We start from the raw sequence: 21,527 nt of genomic DNA, 5'->3' as shown, positions 1-21,527 counted from the left end.
GCAGCGAGGCCGAAGTGCTGCTGCGCGCCCGCCAGGTCTACCTGACCGACGCGCTCGGCAAGCCACGTTTCCTGAAGCCGGGCGAGAGCTACACGCAGAGCGCGACCTTCGCGATCCCGACCTCGATCAGCGGCGACTTCAAGCTCATCGTCAAGGCCGACACCGGCGTCTTCAAGGACTTCCGCAGCCAGGTGCCCAGCTCCATCCGCGCCGGGCTGACGGTCATCGAGGAAAGCGGTGCCAACGGCGTGCTGGAGTTTCAGGACGAGGCCAACAACACCGCGCAGATCGCGTTGCCCATCACGCTGGCCGCGCCGCCCGACCTGCAGGTCACCAGCGTCACGGCGCCCGACGCCGTCATCGCCGGCCAGAACTTCACGGTCTCCTACAAGGTCGAGAACCTGGGCGGCAAGACACCGGTCGACCAGGGCACGTGGTACGACATGGTCTACCTGTCCAAGGACCGCTTCCTGGACCTGAACAAGGACCGCTACCTCGGCTATGTGCAGCATGGCGGCGGCCTGGCCGCCGGCGCCAGCTACACCGGCAGCCTGACCTACACCGCGCCGCGCGACCTCGAAGGGCCTTACTACGTCTTCGTGGTGACCGACCCGGCCCGCATCTGGAGCAGTGGCGAGACCGGCCAGGTGCTGGAGTTCGGCAAGGACGACAACAACAACGCGGCGGCCATCCAGCCCATGCGCATCGAGACGCCGCCGCCGGCCGACCTGGTCGTCACCAACGTCATCGTGCCGCCCAGCGCCAAGGTGGGCGACGAGGTCGAGATCGTCTTCACGATCCAGAACACCTCCATCAACCCCGCCTACGGCCGCTGGACCGATGCGCTCTACCTGTCGGCCGACAACGCCTGGGACCTGAACGACATCCTGCTCGGCAAGGTCGCCCATGTCGGCGACTTGAACCAGGACGGCACCTACACCGCCAAGCTCACCACCAAGCTGCCGGCGCTCAAGGACGGCGGCTGGCGCGTCATCGTGCGCCCGGACCTCTACAACGAGGTCTTTGAAGGCCGCATCACCTACACCGACACCGGCCTGAACCTGCCGCCCGGCGAGGCCAACAACCGCAGCGCCTCGGGCGCGACGCTGAACGTCACCGTGCCGGTGCTGACCGTCGCGCAGACGCTCGCCACCACGCTGACCACCGGCCAGACCCAGGTCTACAAGGTCAGCGTCGGCGCCGGCGAGACGCTGCGTGTGCTGCTCGACTCGACCGCCGCCGCCGGCGCCAACGAGGTCTACATCCGCTGGAACGACGTGCCCACCGGCAGCGCCTTCGACGTGGCCTACAGCAACCCGGTCTCGCCAGACCAGACGCTGGTGGTGCCCACCACCAAGGCCGGCGACTACTACATCCTGGTGCGCGCCCGCCAGGGCAGCAATGCGACGCCGGTGACGCTGCGCGCCGACCTGCTGCCGCTGTCCATCACCAAGGTCACGCCCGACCAGGGCGGCGTCGGCAACGACGACCACCGCTGGGTGACGATGGACATTGAGGGCGCCCGCTTCGCGGCGGGCGCGCTGGTCAAGCTGGCACGCCCGGGAGAGTTCGAGATCGAACCCGAGCGCTGGCAAGTCCTGGACGCCACCCGCATCCGCGCCGTCTTCGACCTGCGCCATGTGCCGCTGGGCCTGTACGACGTCGTCGTCACCAACCCCGACGGCTCGCGCGTCGTCGAGCCCTACCGCTACCTGGTCGAACGCATGATCGAGGTCGACGCCGCCATCGGCGTCGGCGGCCCGCGCAACATCGAGCCGGGCGACGCGGCGACCTACAGCGTCAGCCTGCAGAGCCTGACCAACGTCGACACGCCCTATGTGCGCTTCGACGTCGGCGCCACCGACATGGGCAATAGCAAGTACGTGCTGGAAGGCCTGAACCTGCCCTACGTGGTGTTCGGCACCAACGTGGGCGGCAGGCCCGACGGCGCCGTCGCGGCTGGCGACGGCAACAACCAGCAGTACGGCACCACGCCCACCACCGGCGTGCGCGCCGACGTGCCCTGGGCCGCGCTGGACGGCATGACCAACACGAACGGATGGAACCTCGCGCCCGGCTATGCCTTCGACCTGGCCGCGAATGGCTTTGCCGGCGCCACGTTCAAGGTGCAGACCTACCCCGGCCTGCAGGAGTGGATCAACTACGACTTCGAAGGACTGCGCGACAAGCTCTACGCCATCCGTCCGGACTGGAAGGCCGCCGGCATCCTCGACGAGGGCGTCACCGGCCTGAACAAGATCTCGCCGGGGCTGACCGCCAAGTTCCTGTCCACCGACCCCGAGGTGCACATCACCAAGGAAGAGGCGCTGGCGATGCCCTTCCGCTTCGACACGCTGGCCAGCGTGACGACGCTGACCCGCGCCGAATTCATCGCCGACCAGACCGCCCACGCCAAGCGGCTGCGCGCGGCCATCCTGGCCGACACCACCGCGCCCAACACGCTGGCCGTGCTGGCGGCAGACGAGGCGCAGTGGGTCAAGGGCTGGCTGGGCGCGCTGGAAGCCGCTGGGCTGCTGCGCCCCGAGGGCCAGGCCCCAGCCATCCGCAGCGACGAGCTGGTGCTGAGCCTGAACGCGACGCTGGCCACCGGCATCCTGATGGCCAAGGCCGGTGAGAGCTACCGCACGCAGAACGACCTGCTCGGCTTCTTCGCCAAGGTGCAGCAGTGGTACGGCGACACGGCCAAGTACGCCGGTGACCGCAATGCCGCACATGCGCCGGTCGACTACGAGGAAATCCGCGTGTCCGACGAGGTCACCGTCGAGGTGCCGGTGCCCGTGGCGCCCAATCCGGCCGACTACGACCAGCACGCGGGCCAGTCCACCCACTTCATCAGTTTCGACGTCTTCGCCGGCAACCGCGCCGAGCTGGAATACCTGCGCCACATCGGCGTGCTGGACGCCGAGTTCCGCCCCGTCGGCCCGCAGGCGCTCAACCTCACCAACTACCTGCAGCAGGCCGCGCAGGCGCAGGCCAACGCCGGCGCTGCCGTCAGCGTGCGCGGCCCGCAGGCCCTGCCCGCAGCCAACGGGTCCACCTACATCCCGACCGACTACGCGCTGCCGTACACGATCAGCTTCAACAACCCCACCAGCGCCGCCGTGGGAGAAATCCGTCTCGTGACGGCCATCGACCCCGACCTCGACGCGCGCAGCCTGCGCCTGGGCGACCTGAAGATCGGCGACATCAACATCCATGTGCCCGCCGGCCAGGCCGTCTTCCAGGGCGACTTCGATTTCACCGGCGCGCCGGGCAAGGGCTATGTGCTGCGCGTCAGCGCCGGCATCGATGCCGAGGCCCGCGTGGCCACCTGGCTGCTGCAGGCCATCGACCCCGACACCGGCGAGGTGCTGCGCGACCCGCAGCGCGGCCTGCTGCCGCCGGACGCGAATGGCAAGGCCACCGGCGGTTTCGCCAGCTACACGATCAGCGCCAGCGACACGGCGCAAAGCGGTGCCAACATCAGCGCGTCGGCCCGCGTGTTCTTCGACGCCACGCCGCCCATCGTCAGCTCGGCCATCAGCCACACGCTGGACGCCGATGCACCCGTGACGACGCTGACCGTGGCCAGCAACGGCAACAACGCCGCCGGCCAGCCCACCTACAAGCTGAACTGGAAGGCCGTGGACGACGCGGCCGGCGTCAAGCACGTCACCGTCTACGTCGCCGAGGACGGCGGCGACTTCAGGATCTGGCAGAAGCAGGTGGCCGGGGCCGAGAGCACGGCCATCTTCGCGGGCCAGGCCGGCAAGACCTACGAGTTCCTGGCCGTCGCCACCGACAACGCCGGCAACCGCGAGGCTGCCAGCATAAGCAATGCCGTGCTGCCCGACGACGGCAGCCGCACCGAGGCCCAGCAAGGCCTGGGCGTCACTGACACGCTCGATCAGACCGGCGAACTGCCAGCCGCCGCACCCGACCGCAACTACAGCCCCAGCGACCTGTTCGCGCAAGCCGCGCAGCGGCTGCCCGGCTTCGTCATCACGCCGGCCCTCGGTGGTCTCGGCAGCGACCTGCAATCGGTGCTCGCGCCGCTGCAACTGCGCGGCTTTGCCAGCGGGTTCGGCGCCAGCCAGGGCGCCATCGGCGCGCTCGCCATGGTCGAGCTGGCCGACGGCTCGGTGCTGGCCAGCGCGGGCGCCGAGCGCAACCAGGTCTTCCGTTTCGCCAAGGAGGGCGGCCGCTCCGTGCAGCCGCTGTTCACGACCGCCACCGCCGTGCTCGATATGGCCGTGGATGCCGTCGGCAACCTGTGGGTCATGACCGGCGCCGAGCTGCTGCTGGTCGACGCCGCCAGTGGCGCCGTCATCAGCCGCACCCACGCACCGGCGGGCGAGCCGCTGACGCATGCGCTGGCCATCCAGCCCGGCACCGGCCTTATCTATGTGGCCAGCGGCAACGGCGTCGAGATCTTCGACCCCAAGGCCACCAGCGCCGCCCAGACCTGGAAGCACTTCAGCAACACCCGCGTCGGCGACCTCGCCTTCGGGCCGGACGGCCGCCTGTGGGCGGTGCGCTGGACCGGCAGTGATGTGAAGGGCGCGCTGCCCGAGGCGACGACCGACATCGTCAGCTTCCCGATGAGCGGCCGCACCGTGGGCCGCGCCGAGCTGGAATACCGCCTGCCCGGTCTGGTCGACAGCATCAGCTTCGGCCAGGCTGGAACCGGCCTGGCCGGCCTGTTGCTGGCCAGCAGCAACACGGCGCAGCGGCCTGTGGCGGCAGACGGCAGCACGGCCGTCGCGCACACGAGCGCGGTCTGGGCCATCGAGCTGCAAAGCCGCCGCAGCCTCAAGCTCGCCGAAGGCGGCACGCGCGGCGAGAGCATCGTCGCCACGGCCGACGGCCGCGTGCTGGTCGCGCAGACGAATCGCATCGACGAGCTCGCGCCCATCAAGGCGCCCAAGGTCGTGGCCGCCAGCGTCGCCGACGGCGCCCTGGTGCCGCTGCCGCTGACGCAGCTGGCCATCAGCTTCGACCAGGCGATGTGGACGGGCGCGGATGGTGCCGACACCACGGTTGCGTCCTCGGTGCTGAACCCGAAGAACTACAGCCTCATCGCCACCGGCGCCAACAGCCACCTGATCCTCACGCCCGAGAGCGTGCGCTGGGACGCGGCGAGCAAGAGCGTCATCCTGACGCTGCCCAACCTGCCGGCCGGCGGCTGGCGCGTCGAGATCGTCAACACGGTGCGCAGCAGCGCCCAGGTCACGCTGGGCGAAGCCTGGGGCCTGGTCTTCACGGCCGTCACCGACATCTCCAACCTCGTGCGGCTGGAGTTCGCCGACACCCGCGCCGACCGCCTCACCGGCGCCATCAGCTACGACGTCAACATCACCAACATCGGCGTGGACGACCTTAAGGGTCCGCTGATGCTGCTGCTGGACCCGGGCCGCTACTTCGGCGACAGCATCCTCGGCGCCGCCCAGGGCGACGGCGCCCTGGCTGAGCTGTGGGTGCTGGACCTGACGGCCGCGCTGCAGGGCCGGCCGTTGAAGACCGGCGAGACCTTGTCCAACCGCACGGTCACCGTGCGCCCGGCGAGCAGCTTCGGCACCACGCCGGGCTCGGGCCAGATCGTCAAGGCCAACCTGGGCCATGGCGTCTACGCACTGCCCTACGACAACACGCCGCCGGTGCTGGGGCAGATCAAGGCCGACGGCAGCCTGGACCTCGCCACCGTCGCGCTGCCGGCCGCCACAGCAGGCATGGACTGGAGTGTCGAACTGGGTGCCCGGGACATTGATGGCCGCCTGTTCTACTGGGAGCTGGTCAGCGGGCCTTCAGGCATGGGCATCACGCAGGATCCGCGGGTGGAAAGCAGCGCCAGCGGCTATGGCAACCATGCCAAGCTGCACTGGACGCCGCGCGCCACCGACCGCAGCGACAACCAGATCCTGCTGCGCGTCATCGACAGCCGCGGTGGCGTTGCGCTGCGCCGCTTCACGCTCGACGTGGCCGGCGCGAACCACGTGCCGGTGGTCGACGCCGTGCAGAACCTGACGCTGGAAGAAGGCGACAGCCTGCAACTGCCGCTGCTGGCCAGCGACGAGGACGGCGACACCGTCACGATCCTCGTGCGCAACCTGCCGGCCGGCGCCTTCTTCGATGCGGCCACCGGCATCCTCAGCTGGACGCCGGGCTACGACCAGGCGGGCGTTTACAAGGACATCACCGTTGTTGCCAGTGACGGCAAACACGAGGTGCAGCGCCGCTTCAACCTGACCGTCAAGCAAGGCTACCCCGCGCCGATCTTCCCCGGGCTTGAAGCCCAGGTGCTGCGCGAAGGCGACCGCTTTGGCCTGCAACTGCCCGGCGCCGTGCCGGGCGGCCTGCTGCAAGCCGACGGCAGCCGCGTCACGCTGAAGTGGAGCGCGGAGGCGCTGCCCGGCGGCGCCACGCTGGACGCCGACACCGGCTGGCTGGCCTGGACGCCGGGCTATGCGCAGGCAGGCGTGTTGACGCTGCCGGTCACGCTGATCGCCACCTTCACCGCGGCGGACGGCAGCAAGTACGTCACCGCCGTGAAGCGCGAACTCAAGTTCGACGTGCGCAACGCCAACGGCGCGCCGGTCTTCGACCCGGTACAGACCTGGGCCGTGCTGGAAGGCCAGCCGCTGCGCATCAGCGTGTTCGCTTTCGACCCCGACAACCCGACCTTTGAGCCCAAGGTCCGTCTGACACCCGGCGGCGAGGCCAGCGGGCCCGCGGGCGCCACGAGCAGCGTCAGCTACACCGTCACCGGCCTGCCGCCGGGTGCGAGCTTCGACGAGGAGACGCTGGAGCTGATCTGGACGCCGGGCTACGCCCAGGCCGGCACCTACTACGTGACCGTCAAGGCCACCGATGACGGCAATGGCACAGGCACGCCGCTGACCAGCCAGATCACGCTGCCCATCGTCGTCGCCAACGCCAACCGCGCGCCCGAGATCGGCAACCTCACCAATGCCTTCGTCGACCGCGGCGCGGTGCTGGAGATCCCGCTGGAAGCGCTGGACGCCGACGGCAACCCGCTGACATTGACCGTTAGCGGCCTGCCCAGCTTTGCCACCTACAGGCAGACCCTGAACAGCGCCGGCCGCCTGACCGGCGTCATCCGCTTCGCGCCCGGCGCGGGCCATCGCGGCGACTACATGCTGACGGTCGTTGCGCAGGACAACGGCGATGGCGACGTGAACCAGGTGCTGGCCACGGCCAGGAGCTTCGTCGTCACCGTCAAGAGCCCCAGCGAGGCGCCCGTCATCACGCTGCCGACGCAGGTCGTCGCCGTGGCCGGCACCGAGCTGCGCGTGCCCATCCTCGTCTCGGACATGGACCAGGACGCGCTGACCTACGCCGCGACCAACCTGCCCGCAGGCGCGCGCATCGAGAGCGACCCGCGCTACGGCCACGCCACGCTGGTGTGGGCGCCGGCCGCCGGGCTGACGGGCAACTTCGACATCAGCCTGGCCGTCACCGACTCGGGCCTGCCGCCGGCCGACGCCGGCTATGTCGTCGACCCGCTGAACCCACCGGTGCCCAGCACCTCCGTCAAGGACCTGCGCATCATCGTGCGCGCGGCCAACGCCGCGCCGACGCTGTTTGCCGTCGCAGCCACCGGTGGCACGGTGCAGGGCGACCCGCTCGCCGGCACGCGCACCGTCGTCAAGGTCGACGAAGGCTCGCCGCTGGCCATCGACCTGTCCGGTCTTGATGCCGACCTCGACCTGCTGCACTGGACCGTGCAAGGCTTGCCTGCCGGCATGCTGCTGGTGCCCAGCGCCGGCAGTGGCGGCCAGACCCGCCTGCAGCTGCGCTGGACGCCCGGCCTCTTCGCCGCGCAGAGTGACAACCAGAATGGCGCCGCGCCCGGCCGCTACCTGCTCAAGCTGACGGCCAGCGACGGCGCCGCCAGCTTCACGCGCGACGTCGAGATCGTCGTCGCCAACGTCAACCAGGCGCCGGTGCTGATCCCGATGCCGCTGCAACTGGTGCCCGAGGGCCAGACGCTGTCGTTCAACTTGCGCACCACCGATGGCGACAACGACGCCGCGCAGCTGGCGCTGATCTACGACGCCGACATGCCCAGCGGTGTGTTCTTCGACGCTGCAACCGGCTACTTCGAATGGACGCCCGGCGCCGACATCGTCGACAACGCGACCGCTGACACGCGGGCCTACACCTTCAACTTCAGCGCGACGGACGGCACGGCCACCGTCACGCGCACGGTGCAGGTGCGCGTCTTCGACGTGAACCAGTCACCGCAGATCAGCACCGCCAGCCGAGCGCTGCTGGTGGGCCAGAGCTTCTCGCTGCCGGTCGTCAAGGGCTCAGCAGCCCCGGCCGGTGCGATGCGCCTGTTCGACGCCGACGGCGCGGCCCAGACGGCCGCACTCGCCGTCAGCTTCATCGGCCTGCCCGAGGGCGCGGCCTATGACGCCGCCTCCGGCCGCCTGAACTGGACGCCCGGCCCCGGCCAAGTGGGCGACTTCACCGTGCTGGCCATGGTCAGCGACGGCAAGAACACGACCACCAACAGCTTCGTGCTGCGCGTCGTTGCCGACGCCAGCGCCAACGCACCCAAGCTGCTCGTCAACCTGACGCCCAGCAGCCCTGTGCTGCCCGGCCAGGTCGTGCTCGCCACCGTGCGCGCCGACGCCTTCAGCCCCATCGCCAGCATCACGGTGCAGGCGCGTGGCGCAGGCATCGGTCAGGCCGATTGGGTGCCGGTCACGCTGGACGGCCTCGGCCGCGTGCGCATCACGCCCAGTCAGCCCGGCCTCATCGAGCTGCGCGTGACGGCCGTCGATGCCGACGGCTTCTCGGCCACGACGACGCAGACCGTGCGCGTGCGCGACCCGCTGGACGCGACCGCGCCGACGCTGGCCTTCACCGGCGCGCTGGACACGGGCGGCCTCGCCCCCGCCGTCATCGGCAGCGCCACCACGCTGACCGCCCGCGTGGCCGACCTGCAGTTGATGGGTTATGTGCTCGAAGCCGCACCGTCCAATGGCGACCGCCTGGATGAGTCCGCCTGGCGCACGCTGGCGTCGGTCGACTTCGGCGCCGCCGCCGCCAACGGCGACCTGACGCTGGCGACGCTGGACCCCGCGCGTTGGGCCAACGGCGTCTACCAGCTGCGCCTGCGCGGCTGGGACCTGGCCGGCCGTACGACCGAGATCACCACCCGAATCCTGGTCGACTCGACCGCCAAGCAGCTCGTGCAGGCCCAGGCCACCGACGCGGTCTTCCGCCTCGGCAACCACGACCTCGCGCTGACCCGCAGCCTGGACGTCAACGGCACCGGTGACTTCGGCAACTGGACGCTGCCGCTGCTGGACACCCGCCTCAGCCACGACCAGGCCGGCAGCGACGCCCTCGGCGCGGCCGCCGCCTGGACGCTGGGCGCGCGCGTCTGGCTGCAGCTGCCCACCAGCCTGTCCGCCGCCAACGCGGCCACCGAGTACCTGAGCTTCACGCTCGGCACCACCAGCACGCCGCTGTCCAGCGACCCGACCTCGCCGCTGGTGCAGCGCCCGGTCTTCACGGGCAGCACGGCGGGCTGGAGCCTGTCGGTGGTCAACGCGGACCCGACCATGCCCGTCGCGCTGCTGCCCCAGGGCCAGCGCCTGCTGGACCGCGTCACCGGCCTGCCGTGGCAGCCGACGGCCTATCTGCTGACCGGCCCTGACGGCACCAGCTACAGGCTCGATGCGCGCGGCCAGGTGCAGAGCGTGCGCTTTGCTGACGGCCAGCAGTGGCTGGTGTCCGACGCGGGCGTGGCTCTCGTTGGCAGCAGCGACCCGAACGCGAGGCTCGTCTTCGAGCGCGACAGCCAGGGCCGCATCGAGCGCGTGGTCGGCCGCCAGACGGCGACGGCCGACGCGGCCATCGTCTACCGCTACGACAGCACCGGCCGCCTCGCACTGGCGCGCAGCCTGTATGGCGACGGCAACCTGAACCTGAGCATCGGCTACCACGCCGACGGCAGCGTCATCAGCGAGCCCATCACGGCCCAGTTCGGCACGGCGGCGGGCTGGCTGGCCAGTACGGCCACGCCCAACAACGCCTGGAGCGGCACGCTGAACACCGGCACGCCCGCGCGCTTCAGCTTCGTCGTGCGCGACAGCGAACTCGCCAGCACCATCAAGGCGCCCGGCGCCGCAGGTGCGATCGTCTACGCCATCGAAACCGCGGCCGGCACGAGCCTGGCCATCGAGGGCGCCACCTTGCTGGGCCAGGTGGCCAACGGCGGCAAGACCGTCACGCTGGTGCGCGTGACCGAGGCCGGCCTGAAGTTGCTGACGCTGACCGGCAACGGGGCGGCCAGCATCCAGGTCAGCATTGCCGGCGACCTGAACCGCGACGGCCGCATCGACGGCAGCGACTCCACCGCCTTCGCGGCCTTGGGCGTCGACCTGAACGGCGACGGCACGGCCAACGACACCGACCGCCAGGTGCTGTACGCCAACTACGGCTGGCGCGCCAATCTCGCGCCGGTCAGCGCGGCCGGCGCCACGCCGGTGCTCACGCACACCGACCTCAGCAAGTGGCTGGCGCTCGACAACGTCGCGCTCGACCGCGAAGGCGACAGCGTGTTCTGGCGTGTCATTGGCGCGACCCACGGCACGGCGCAACTGGCGGCCGATGGCCGCACGCTGCTGTTCAAGCCGGAGCCGGGCTATGCCGGCGCGGCCGCCGTCACCATCGAGGCCGACGACGGCTGGGGCTCCAGCGGCCCCATCGTGCTGCAGTTCAACGTCAGCTCGGCGGCGCTGCTGGCGATCAACATCGTCGACATGGGCCCGCTGCGCTCCGGCGAGACACGCCAGCTGCAGGCCTACGGCGACTTTGCCGACGAGAAGGGCGTGGCGCTGACGGGGAATTACCTGCAGTGGAGCGTCAAGAACTGGCACGAAGGTGCTGCCGCGGTGATCACCACGCCCGGTGACACCCTGCTGGCCGGTCGGAGCAGCGGCTGGGGCCACGTCGTGGCCCAGCGCGGAGACCTGAAGGGCGTGCGCAGCTTCGAGATCGACGGGCCCAGCGAGGCGACGCTGGCCATCGCGCTTGGCGGGCTGGACCTCTACCCCGGCTCGGTCACGCTGGTGGCGCCGGGCGTCGACGGCGGCGGGCAGCGCCAGATCAAGCTGACGGGCGTGCTGGGCGACGTGAGCCTGGCCGATTCGATCTACACCCGCTATGTGGTGGGTGACGACCGCGTCGTCGAGGTGACGCGTGAAGGTCTGATCAAGGCCAAGGCGGCGGGCACCACCCGCATCTACGTGCTGCACAAGTCCGGTCAGGTGGAGCTGACGGTGCATGTCGCGGCGCCGACGGTGGCCGGTGCGCAGGCCATCGAGGTCGACGGCGGCGGTGCCGTGCTGCAAACGGCGGGTGGCGTGCAGGTGGCGATTGCCGCCGGCGCGTTCGACGCGAAGCGCCAGGTCAGCGTGCGCGATCTGGACCTGGACAACCTGCCGCTGGCGGCGCCCAGCTTCGACGGCTTCGAGGTGCTGGCTGGCTTCCACCTGGACATCGGCGCCGAGCGCAGCACCCAGCCCATCCAGCTGGCCGTGAACGCGCAGGGCCTGAACCCGGCCGAGTACGAGATCCTCATCCTGCGGCGCGGCAGCATCACATTGGCCGACGGCACGGTGCAGGACACCTGGTGGGTGGTCGACAACGGCCACATCGGCGCCGACGGCATGGGCCGCACCGCCAGCCCGCCCTATCCGGGCGTGACGGCCGGCGGCGACTACCTCGTGTCCGCCCGTCGCACCAGCAAGGACCCGAAGACCGGTGCGTCCGAGACCCGGTTCGTCGCGCTGGACGCCAACTGGCAGATGCTGTGGTTCGCCCAGTACAACATGGCGATGAGCGTCTCGGCGATGCCGGGCGGCAGCTCGGTGGCGATCGGACTGATGTCCATGCTGCCGATCACGACCTTCCATCTCAAGACCTTCACGACGACGGCGCAGTACTCGCAGACCGGTGTCAGTCGCATGGACGGCGACAAGCTGAGCATCGACGTCAGCGCACCGCCGCCGCTTCTGCTGACCGACCCGAGCATCACGCGCTTGGAGCAGCTGGAGTCCAACGTCTTCAAGCTGCATGGCAGCGGCTTCACGCTGGTCGGCATGCAGACCCGCCTGCAGGTGCGGCTGAAGCCGGTCGGCAGCGCGCTGGACGAGATGACGGCGCAGCCGGACCGCGGCCTGTACTACGGCTTCATGGAGGTGCTGAGAAGCGATGTGAGCAGCGTCACTTTCAAGGTGCCGGACGGCGTCGCGCTCGGCCTGCACGAGGTGTGGGTGCAGCGCGTGTTCGACGAACCGGCACGTGATGGCGCGGGCGGCGGGCTGTTCGGCTTGTTCAGCGGCAACCCCAGCAACCGCGTGGAGTTCAAGCCGCAGCGCGAGCTGGGCGTCGTGCTGGACCGCACCACGGTGCAATTCACGGACAGCTTCGGCCTGCATCCGGACGAGAACGGCAACCTGCCGCCGCCGGACACGGCCGAGACGCTGAAGGTGCTGGCTGATGCGGTGTCGCTGCCGGGCTACCTGACCGGCACCAAGACCGACGCGCTGGTCTACGGCCCCAACCATCGCGAGCTGTTCGTCGCTGGCGCCGGCAAGGTCTACATGATCGACATGGTCACGCGCAAGCTGACCTACACGCTGGACGTGGGCGACGCGACGACCAACATCACGTCGCTGGCCGTCGCGGGCGACTGGCTCTACGTGGCCGAGGGGAGTGGCTACGGCATGGCCGGCACGCCGCGCCTGCTGCGCGTGAACATCAACGGCAAGGATCCGCGCTTCATGGATCAGGTGCAGCAGCTGATGCTGCCGGCCAACCTGCCGCCGGGCCCCAATGGCTTCCTCGACCTGGCTGTCAGCGCCGGCCGCTACCTGGCCATCACGGCACCGGTGGACCGCTTCACCCGTTTCGGCTTCGCCGGCCGCGAGAAGGGGGGCGTCTACGTCATCGACCTCGAGGCCATGCAGGACGCCCACGACGCTCAGCTGGAGGCGACGCTGGGCGCGGACACGGCGTTGCGTGTCGATGCGGCCGACGTCAAGGTGCTGGACTTCGGCAACGTCGAGGCGCGCACCGGCCAGCTGCCCTACTACATCGACAACGGTCCGCAGGACGGCCAGTTCGTGCTGAGCACGACGCAGGCCTACAACAAGGGCTTCGCGGCATTCACCGTGTCGCGCGACGAAGAGACCGCGGCGTGGAACGACCCTGTCATCGCCGCGCCCTACCTGAAGCCCGGCGAGAGTCAGTGGTGGAACAACAGATTCCAGGACCCCTCGACCGGCAAGTACACGTCGTTCATGCCGAACGTGCAGCGGTCGGCCGGGGTGGTGGTCAGCGCGGACGGCCAGTACGCCTTCGTCGCCGACTACAACCACATCTTCGATGAGATCGGCTTCATGGACGGCTTGCTGGCCAACAAGCAGGTCGGCGGCAAGATAGGCATCATCAAGGACCCTTTCGGCCCCAACCCGAAGTATCTGGGCTCGACGACGCCCATCGAGGGCGCCAGCCTGGAGAGTCTGTCCCTCTCGGCTGACGGCACCCGCCTGTGGGCCACCGCGATGACCGAGGAGTACGGCGGCCCGGACGACGGCTACTACAGCCGCTTCTTCTCGGCGCTGTACGAGTTCAACGTGCCAGGCCTGATCGTGGCGTCCACGCAGCACACCGACCTGCGCAAGCCCATCGGGCTGGGCGTAGAGGGCCTGCTGCCCAAGCGCTACACCAGCCTGCCCGCCAGCGAGACCGGCGGCGACGAGCCACTGCTGAAGTCATGGGCGGTGGACAGCATCGCCAACAACGGCGACCTGCAGCTGATCAGCCCGCTGATCAATGCCGACTCGCGGCCGGTGTTCGAGCTGAAGGCGACGCGTGACCTCAACTCGCTGCGCATCTACGTCAGCTCCTTCGGGCCCGGCGAAGGCCTGTTCCCGAGCGACAAGCCCATGCTGCCCGACTGGCATGGCGGTGTCATCGAAGGTCAGCCGCGGGACAAGGGTCCGGCACACGATCAGCGCATCCTCACCACCAAGGAACTGTTGCCCGGCAGCGAGAGCCTGAAGGCCGGTGAGGTGTTCACGTTCAAGGATTTCGCCGAGCTGGAAGCCTACGCCAACTTCAAGCTCACGGCCGGCCAGCAATACTGGTGGGCCGCCGAGGCAGTGCTGGCAAACGGCACCAAGGTCACAGCGTCGCAGCCCTTCACCGTCAAGCGCGCCTACGAGCAGGCGGGCTTCACCGGCAGCTCGGTCACCATCGTCACGCACGGCTACCAACCGCCGCTGCTGTCGGGCACCGATGCGGCCTCGTCGTTCATGAACGGCACGCGCACGGACCCCAGCGCCACGGCGTCGGCCGAGCTGGCGCGCCAGATCGCGCGCGACCAGCGCGGCTATGCCTACCGCTACGACAAGGACACCAGCAAGTGGACCGTGTTGGACCCCGACAGCGGCGCGCCGTTCATGGAGCTGAAGGACGCGCTGGCGGCCGGTAAACCGGTGGCGCTGGTGCCCGACTGGGTGCTGGAGTCCGGCCTCAGCGACTCGGGTTTTGCGGAGGCCGCCGCCGACGCGATCTACGCATCGTTGCTGAGTGCCCACACGCTGAGCGGTGGCAAGCTGCTCAACGGCAACCTGCACCTGATCGGCCACAGCCGCGGCACCGTCGTCAACTCGGAGCTGAGCCAGCGCATCCTGCTGGGCGTCGAGAAGCACGGCATGCCGCGTCCGGTCGATCTGCAGGTCACGACGCTGGACCCGCACGACTTCAAGCAGGACTCGCTGATCATGGAACAGGCGCTGTCCAAGATCCTGGGCAACCTGGAACAGGGACAGTACTTCTCGGCCGCGCTGGCCGGTCTGGTCGACCTGCCGGTGGAGAGCCTGATGCAGGGGCTGGGTATCAGTGGCCTGCTGACCTCCCTGGGCATCAACAGCGCCGACATGGAAGCCAATGTGGCCAAGGTCGTGCAGGACACGCTGCTCAAGCTCGCCGGCAAGGCCGGCAAGGCGGCCGACCTGGCCATCAAGCTCAAGCAGCTGACCGAGATGGACCCGGGCAAGCTGGGGCTGAAGAACATCGACTTCGCCGAGTTCTTCGACCCCGACGTGCAGGCTTGGTCCGGCGTCAACTTTGCCGACAACTACTACCAGCTGGTGGCCGACGAGAAGGCCGCACCCGGCAACACGGTGACGCCCAACGGCACCTCGCTGGCGGGCCAGCGACCCGGGCGGCCACACAACGGCTTCGACATCGACTTCAACCTGACAGGCCTGAAGGGTTTCACGGTGGACGACGAGGTGCCCATCGCAGGCTCCAAGGCCGAGACGCACTCCCGGCCACATGCCTGGTATGCGGGCACCATCACGGCCAGCCAGCAGTATTTCGGCGCCGGAGACATCCAGGGCACGACGGCGCCGTCCGGCCGGGACTGGATCATCAAGCGTCGTGCGGATGGTGCTTACGAGCGCAACCGCCCCGAGGTGCCGCTGTTCCTGAAGAACCTCGTCAGCCAGGTCCTGGACCCGGCCTGGTACGGCAAGGAACAGTCGCCCTGGTATCTGCAGCGCCTGGACGAGCTGGTTGGCGCCGTCATCACCGGTACGCCGCAGAAGTCCGGCATCGCTGCCGAGGCGGAGAAGAAGAAGGAAATTGCCGACACCTGGGAGGGCGTGGGTGCGGGCTTCTTCTTCACGCGCCTGGGCGGCGGCGCCGACGAGCGGCCCACCGACGGGCTGGGCCAGCGCGTCGACGTGGACATGGACAACACCGAGTTCGGCGCCAAGGGCTCAGCGGCCCCGAGCGTGTTCAACGGTGACTTCCAATCCAGCATCCGGCCGTTCTTCGGCCGCTTCATGACGACCTACGAACTGCCGGGCTGGTCCTTCCACAACGGCAATGCGCTGCTGGACGCCAACGACGCGCGCAACCCGGACTACAAGGATGACCAGCAGGCCTTGCGACTGGTGTTCAAGGGTGTCGACCAGACGCGGCTGGACGCGCTTGGCGCGAAGGAGAAGGCGGACTTCGAGCGCACGCTGGCGCGCTACAAGATCGTGTACGGCGACAACTTCATGCTGGGCAGTCTGGCGAACGCTGTCCGTGCGGCACAGGCGGCGGAGTTCGCGCGCGACTACGTGGTCGGCGAGGTGGTGGGCGAGCTGGCCAAGGTGATGGAGGTGGGCAGCAAGCTCATCCAGGCCGTCAGCGAGCTGATCGGCCAGAAGCTGGTCGACCATGAGTACTTCAAGACAGACCTTGGCCTCGCCCAAGAGGTGGGCGACTTCGGCCTCACGCTGGAGAAGGTGGCGGAGTGGGGTTTCCAGCTCGATGCTGACTACGGCCAGCTGACCCACAACTGGATGAGCCTGCAGCGCAACGACCAGATGCTGAGCTTCCAGGTCGAACTGGCCGAGCGGGCGCCCTACAGCGCGCCGCAGCTTCAGGTGAGCGTCATCACGCTGGCCGCCGACGGCACCGAGAGGGTCACGCTGCTGGACCCGGTCAGCCTGGCAGGCCTGCCGGACGGCAAGGCGATGTTCAACCTGCGGATCCCGGACAGCGTGCGTGGCCAGTCCAGCCAGGCGGTCAAGCTGCGCTTCGAGCTGGTCAACACCGACTACGTCACCGGCGAGCGCAAGGCGCTGGCGGCTGGTGACGAGGTGGTGATCGACAACATCCGCCTCGGCGCCTCGCTGAGCCTCACCGAGACCAGTGGACAGGCCGAGGACCAGACCATCTTCCTGCACGACCGGCCCACCAGTGCCTCCGTCGATGCCGACGAGGCGCTGGCCTGGTCCAGGCCGGGCGACTTCTATCGCGCCAACCAGCATCAGCTGACGCTGAAGAATGGCAGCAGCGACACGCTGACCTACAGCGGCACCGCGCTGGCCAACGAGTACCTGCATCTGGCGAGCAGCAGCAGTGGCCCTTCTGACGCGGTGGCCAGCGGCGAGAAGCAGCTGTTCAGCGGTCGCACGCTGGCGGCCGGCGCGTCGGCAACGCTGGACGTCACCGCGCGCCTGACGGACGAGGCGCGCCAGAAGTGGGGCGCGGAGTTCGACGCCGTGCTGCTGTCCGGCCTGATGCGCTTCGACGCCACCCGCAGCACGCCCGACGGTGCTGTGGACGCGGGCGCCGTCACGTTGCGCACCTACTACTTCGGCGAGCTGACCAACCTGAACCAGATCGACGGCGTGCTGACCGGCATGACGCTGCGTGCCGGCGACACCCGCACGGTGAGGATCCACAACCCCGATGGCGTCGTCATCGAGAGCGATGGCCGCTGGCAGGTCAAGACGGTGGAAACGACGACCACGCTGACGCTGGTCTCGACAGCGCAGGACCGTGGCCGCATCGAGAGCACGCTGAATTTCAGGCTGAACAACCAGACCTACTTCAGCGCCAAGGTGCGGGTGGACGTGCGCGCGACGCAGCAAGTCAACGTTGATCTCGGACAGCTCGGTGCCCTGGTTTTGAATGCGGCGGCGCTGGCGCACACCGAGACCGATGCCGTGGCTTCGCTGAGTGGCGATGACCTCGCCGTCTACAACCTGCTCGCCGGCCTGGCTGACAAGCTGCCCGCCGACCTCGGCGCCGGCGATCTGGCAACGCTTGCCAGCGGCGTGAAGGAATCGCTCGGCCCGAACGGCGGCATCTACCTGCGCGACATCTACTACCGCTCCATCGACTTCTCCTTCGTCAGCGCCGGCAACCTGGACGCCCCGACCGCTGCGCGCACCACCAACATCGGCCTGGTATCCGGCATCGCCGGTCACGCGGGCGAGGCGGGTCGCTCGGGCTGGGACTTCGCCACCCAGCAGATGGGCACGCTGCTGACCTCCGGCAGCGGCGCCGTCACCAACGAGCACAGCATCCGCAGCAAGGAATACGTGCTGAGCCGGCTGATCAACCAGCAGCAGAACGGCACTGCGTTCGGCGATGCCCCGTTCGTCTCCGTGCCGGCCGCGCTGCGACAAGGCCTGGAGCTGGTGGGCGGTATCGAGGACCGCCACCAGCGCATGGTCGCGCTGGGCCGCTATTTCGGCTGGTTGTTCGCGCATGAGCTGGGGCACAGCCTGGGCCTGCCCGACGAGTACAAGCTCGACGCCGGCGGCCGGCCGCAGGTCCTCGTGCCCACGCCGACCTTCATGGCCGAGGCCAACTCGCGCCAGCGTTCGGACGAGGTGAACCAGCTGCTGCACCTGGCGCTGAACCGCGGAGACCGTGAAGAGAAGCTGACCCACCAGCAGGTGGACAGCCTGATCCGCTACATGCAGGCGCTGGCCAGCCAGAACGCCTATTTCGGCGCGCCACCGGTGACGCAGCACACGGCAGCCGGCGTGGCCGCCGCGTCGCCGGTCGGCACCGAGCGCCAGGCTGTCGCCGTCGCAGCGGCCAGCGCCGCCGCCCCCAGCTTCGCCGCTGGCCTGCCGGTAAACGCGACGCTGCGTGGTGGCGACCTGACCGATGCCGCCGGCTGGAGCGTGCGTGGCAACGTCGTCATTCAGGAGGGCAAGGCCGTGCTGGGCGAATCGGCCACGCGCCAGGCCCAGCTGTCGCAGGTGTTCACACTGGGCGCCCGCGACAAGCTGCTGAGCTTCACGCTCGAGGCCTCGCACCTGCTGGCCAACACGATGGGGCCGATGGACGCCTTCGAAGTGGCGTTGCTGGACGCCACCACCGGCCTGCCGCTGGCCGGCCGTATCGACCTGTCGGGTTCGGACGCGCTGCTGAACCTGCAGACGAATGGCCGCGAGCGCCTGGCCAGCACGGTGCGCAAGCAAGTCAATGTCGATGGCAGTGCGACGTACTTCGTCACGTTGGCGCCAGAGTTGGCCGGCAAGGCCGTGCTGCTGAGCTTTGATCTGCTCGGCTTTGCCGGACAGACCAGCACGATGACCGTGCGCGACGTGCAGCTGGTGGCCGATGCGCTGGCGGTGGGCGACACCGCGGCGCTCGATGAGGACACCGCAGCGACACTCGATGTGCTCGCCAACGACCTGGTGCCGGGTGCGGCCAGCGTCGTCATCGAGCAGGTGGACGGCCCTGCGCACGGCACCTTGACGCTGCTGGCCAACGGCCAGTTCAGCTACGTGCCGTTTGCCGATTTCAACGGCACCGACAGTTTCAGCTACCGCTTCGTCATCGACGGCCAGCCCAGCAACATGGCCACTGTGACGCTGACGGTGCGACCGGTCAACGACGCCCCGACCCTGACCGGCCGCAGCCTCGCGACCCCCGCCGGCCAGACCGTGGTGATGAACCCGCTCAGCTCGGCGTTCGATGTCGATGGCGATCTGCTGACCGCCTCGGTGGTCAGTGGTCCTGCGCATGGCGTGCTGCTGGTGCTGGCCGACGGCAGCTTCAGCTACAAGGCCGCCAGCGGCTTCGCCGGGGCAGACAGCTTCAGCTATCGCGTCAGCGACGGCCAGGCCGATTCCAACGTCGTCACCGTGGCCATCACCGTCAGCAACGACGGCACGCCCAACGCGGCGCCGACGGCCGCCGACAGCCAGGCCACCGGCACCGAGGATGAGGCACTCGCGCTGACCTGGGCGCACTTCGCGGTGGTCGACCCGGACAGCGGGCCCGACCTGCTGCAGGTCGAGATCACGGCCCTGCCGGTCGACGGCATGCTGCAGCGCGAGCAGGTCGACGGCAGCTGGGCGGCGGTCGTGGTGGGCGAGCGCTTCAGCCAGACGGGCCTCGCGGCACGCGGCCTGCGCTTCGTGCCAGCCGCCAACGCCTCGGGTGGCGCGGGCTACTTCGGCTCGGGTGTGGGCAACGGCCAGGCGCATTACGCCCGCCTCGCCTTCAAGGCCTTCGACGGCGCGCTGTACAGCCCGGCGGCCAGCTTGGTCATCGACATCGCTGCCGTGGCCGACCTGCCGACGCTGACCATCACGGGCGGCAACACCGCCACCGGGCTGGAAGACGTGGCGCTGGCACTGCACGCCATCGTCGCCAGCCTGGTCGACAACGACGGCTCCGAGACGCTGGTGTTGACGCTGACAGGCTTGCCAGACGGTTTCACGCTCAGCGACGGCACGCGCAGCTTCACGCCGTCGGCCGCGCAGCGCTCGGTCAACCTCGCCGGCTGGCAGCTCGAAGCCCTCGTCGTGACGCCGCCGCGCGACTTCAACGGCAGCGTGGCCCTGCAGCTGCAGGCCACAGCCATCGAAGGCGCGACCGGCGCGTACGCCACGACCACGCAGGTGCTGACGGCCGGGTTCGTCGCGGTCGCCGACGCCCCGACGCTGACGTTGAACCCGCGTGACGTGGTGGTCAGCCGTGAACTGCTTGCGACCGGCTGGGAGACGCCGGCCAACGTGAACACGGCCGCCACCATCGTGGCCGGCCCGGCGCTGGAGGGCTGGACCGTCACATCGACGGCGTCAAGCAAGACGGGCGCCTTCGAGATCCAGGCTGCGGGTGACCGCGTGATGACCTACGGCGGCAACCAGGTCGTCGTGCAACCGATGGCAGGCAACGGGGGTCAGTGGCTGACGCTGCGCAACAGCCGCGCCGGCCTGGCCTACCAGACACCGGGCATCGAGCACAGCGTCGACACCATCCAGGGCGCCATCTACACGCTGAGCCTGGACTACGCGGGCGGCCTGGGCTTCCCCATCGCGGGTACCGCCATCGGCATCTACGTCGACGGCGTCAAGGTGGGTGGCCACGCCGGCACCAGCCTGGCCACGGCACTGAACTGGGAATCGCTCAGCTTCAAGTTCGAGGGCAACGGCCAGGTTCGCCGCATCGCCATCGTGCTGGAGGGCGGCGATGTGGTGGCGGGCGGCGGCGTGCCGCAACGCTCGGCAAACATCGACGACATCCGCCTGATCGAGACGCTGCCCACGGGCGCGGCGGTGGTGTACGGCCTGGCCGACACCGTCATCGCGCTGCCCCGGATCCTGGCAACGTCAACCGACACCACCGGCCAGGAAACGTTGAGCGTGACCTTGCTGGGCTTGCCCGCGGGCGTTTTACTCAGCGACGGCGCACGCAGCGTGACCGCTGGCGGCCCGGTCGACCTGGCCGGCTGGGATTGGACCCAGCTCTCGGTCACACCGGCGGCGGGCTTCACGGGCAGCCTGTCGCTGACCGTGCGAGTCACCAGTGCCGAAACCAGCAACGGCGCCAGCGCCAGCGTCGAGCAAGCGATGGTCGTGCGGGTGCTGCCCGGCACGGCGGTGCCCACGCCGGCCGGCGTCAACCCGTTCGTGGTGACCGCGGCAGAGCAGGTCCGGAGCATCCAGGCCGGCAACGGCGCAGTCACCCCGGTGGCGGCCATGGCGCTGCTGGCCGACGGTCAGGGGCAGCTCGGTTCGACGACCGTTGCGGCGGTGTTGCCCAAGACAGCCGCGGAGATCGCCCAAGCCGAACTGGAGCGGGCGAACGCCTCGGGCGATGCGTGGCTCAAGGAGCTGGAAGCGCGTGCCAAGGCCCAGTGGCAGTCGCTCGTGGGTGGCAAATGA

The 21,527-nt window shown here is 69.3% G+C and carries 1 protein-coding gene (running past one end of the window); it reads left to right on the top strand.

The genetic code is table 11. The features are described 5' to 3' along the window. Positions 1-21,527: the 3' portion of a calcium-binding protein gene (locus ACG02S_RS10660; RefSeq protein ID WP_394470431.1), read on the top strand. 14,206 nt of this gene lie to the left of the window's left edge; 21,527 of the gene's 35,733 nt are visible here — the last part of the coding sequence; the start codon falls outside the window, past its left edge; its stop codon occupies positions 21,525-21,527.

This window comes from Pelomonas dachongensis (assembly GCF_043555865.1).
GTDB lineage: Bacteria > Pseudomonadota > Gammaproteobacteria > Burkholderiales > Burkholderiaceae_C > Pelomonas > Pelomonas dachongensis.
The sequence above is the reverse complement of the archived record's forward strand: the minus strand, read 5'-3'. Positions and strand labels throughout refer to the sequence as shown.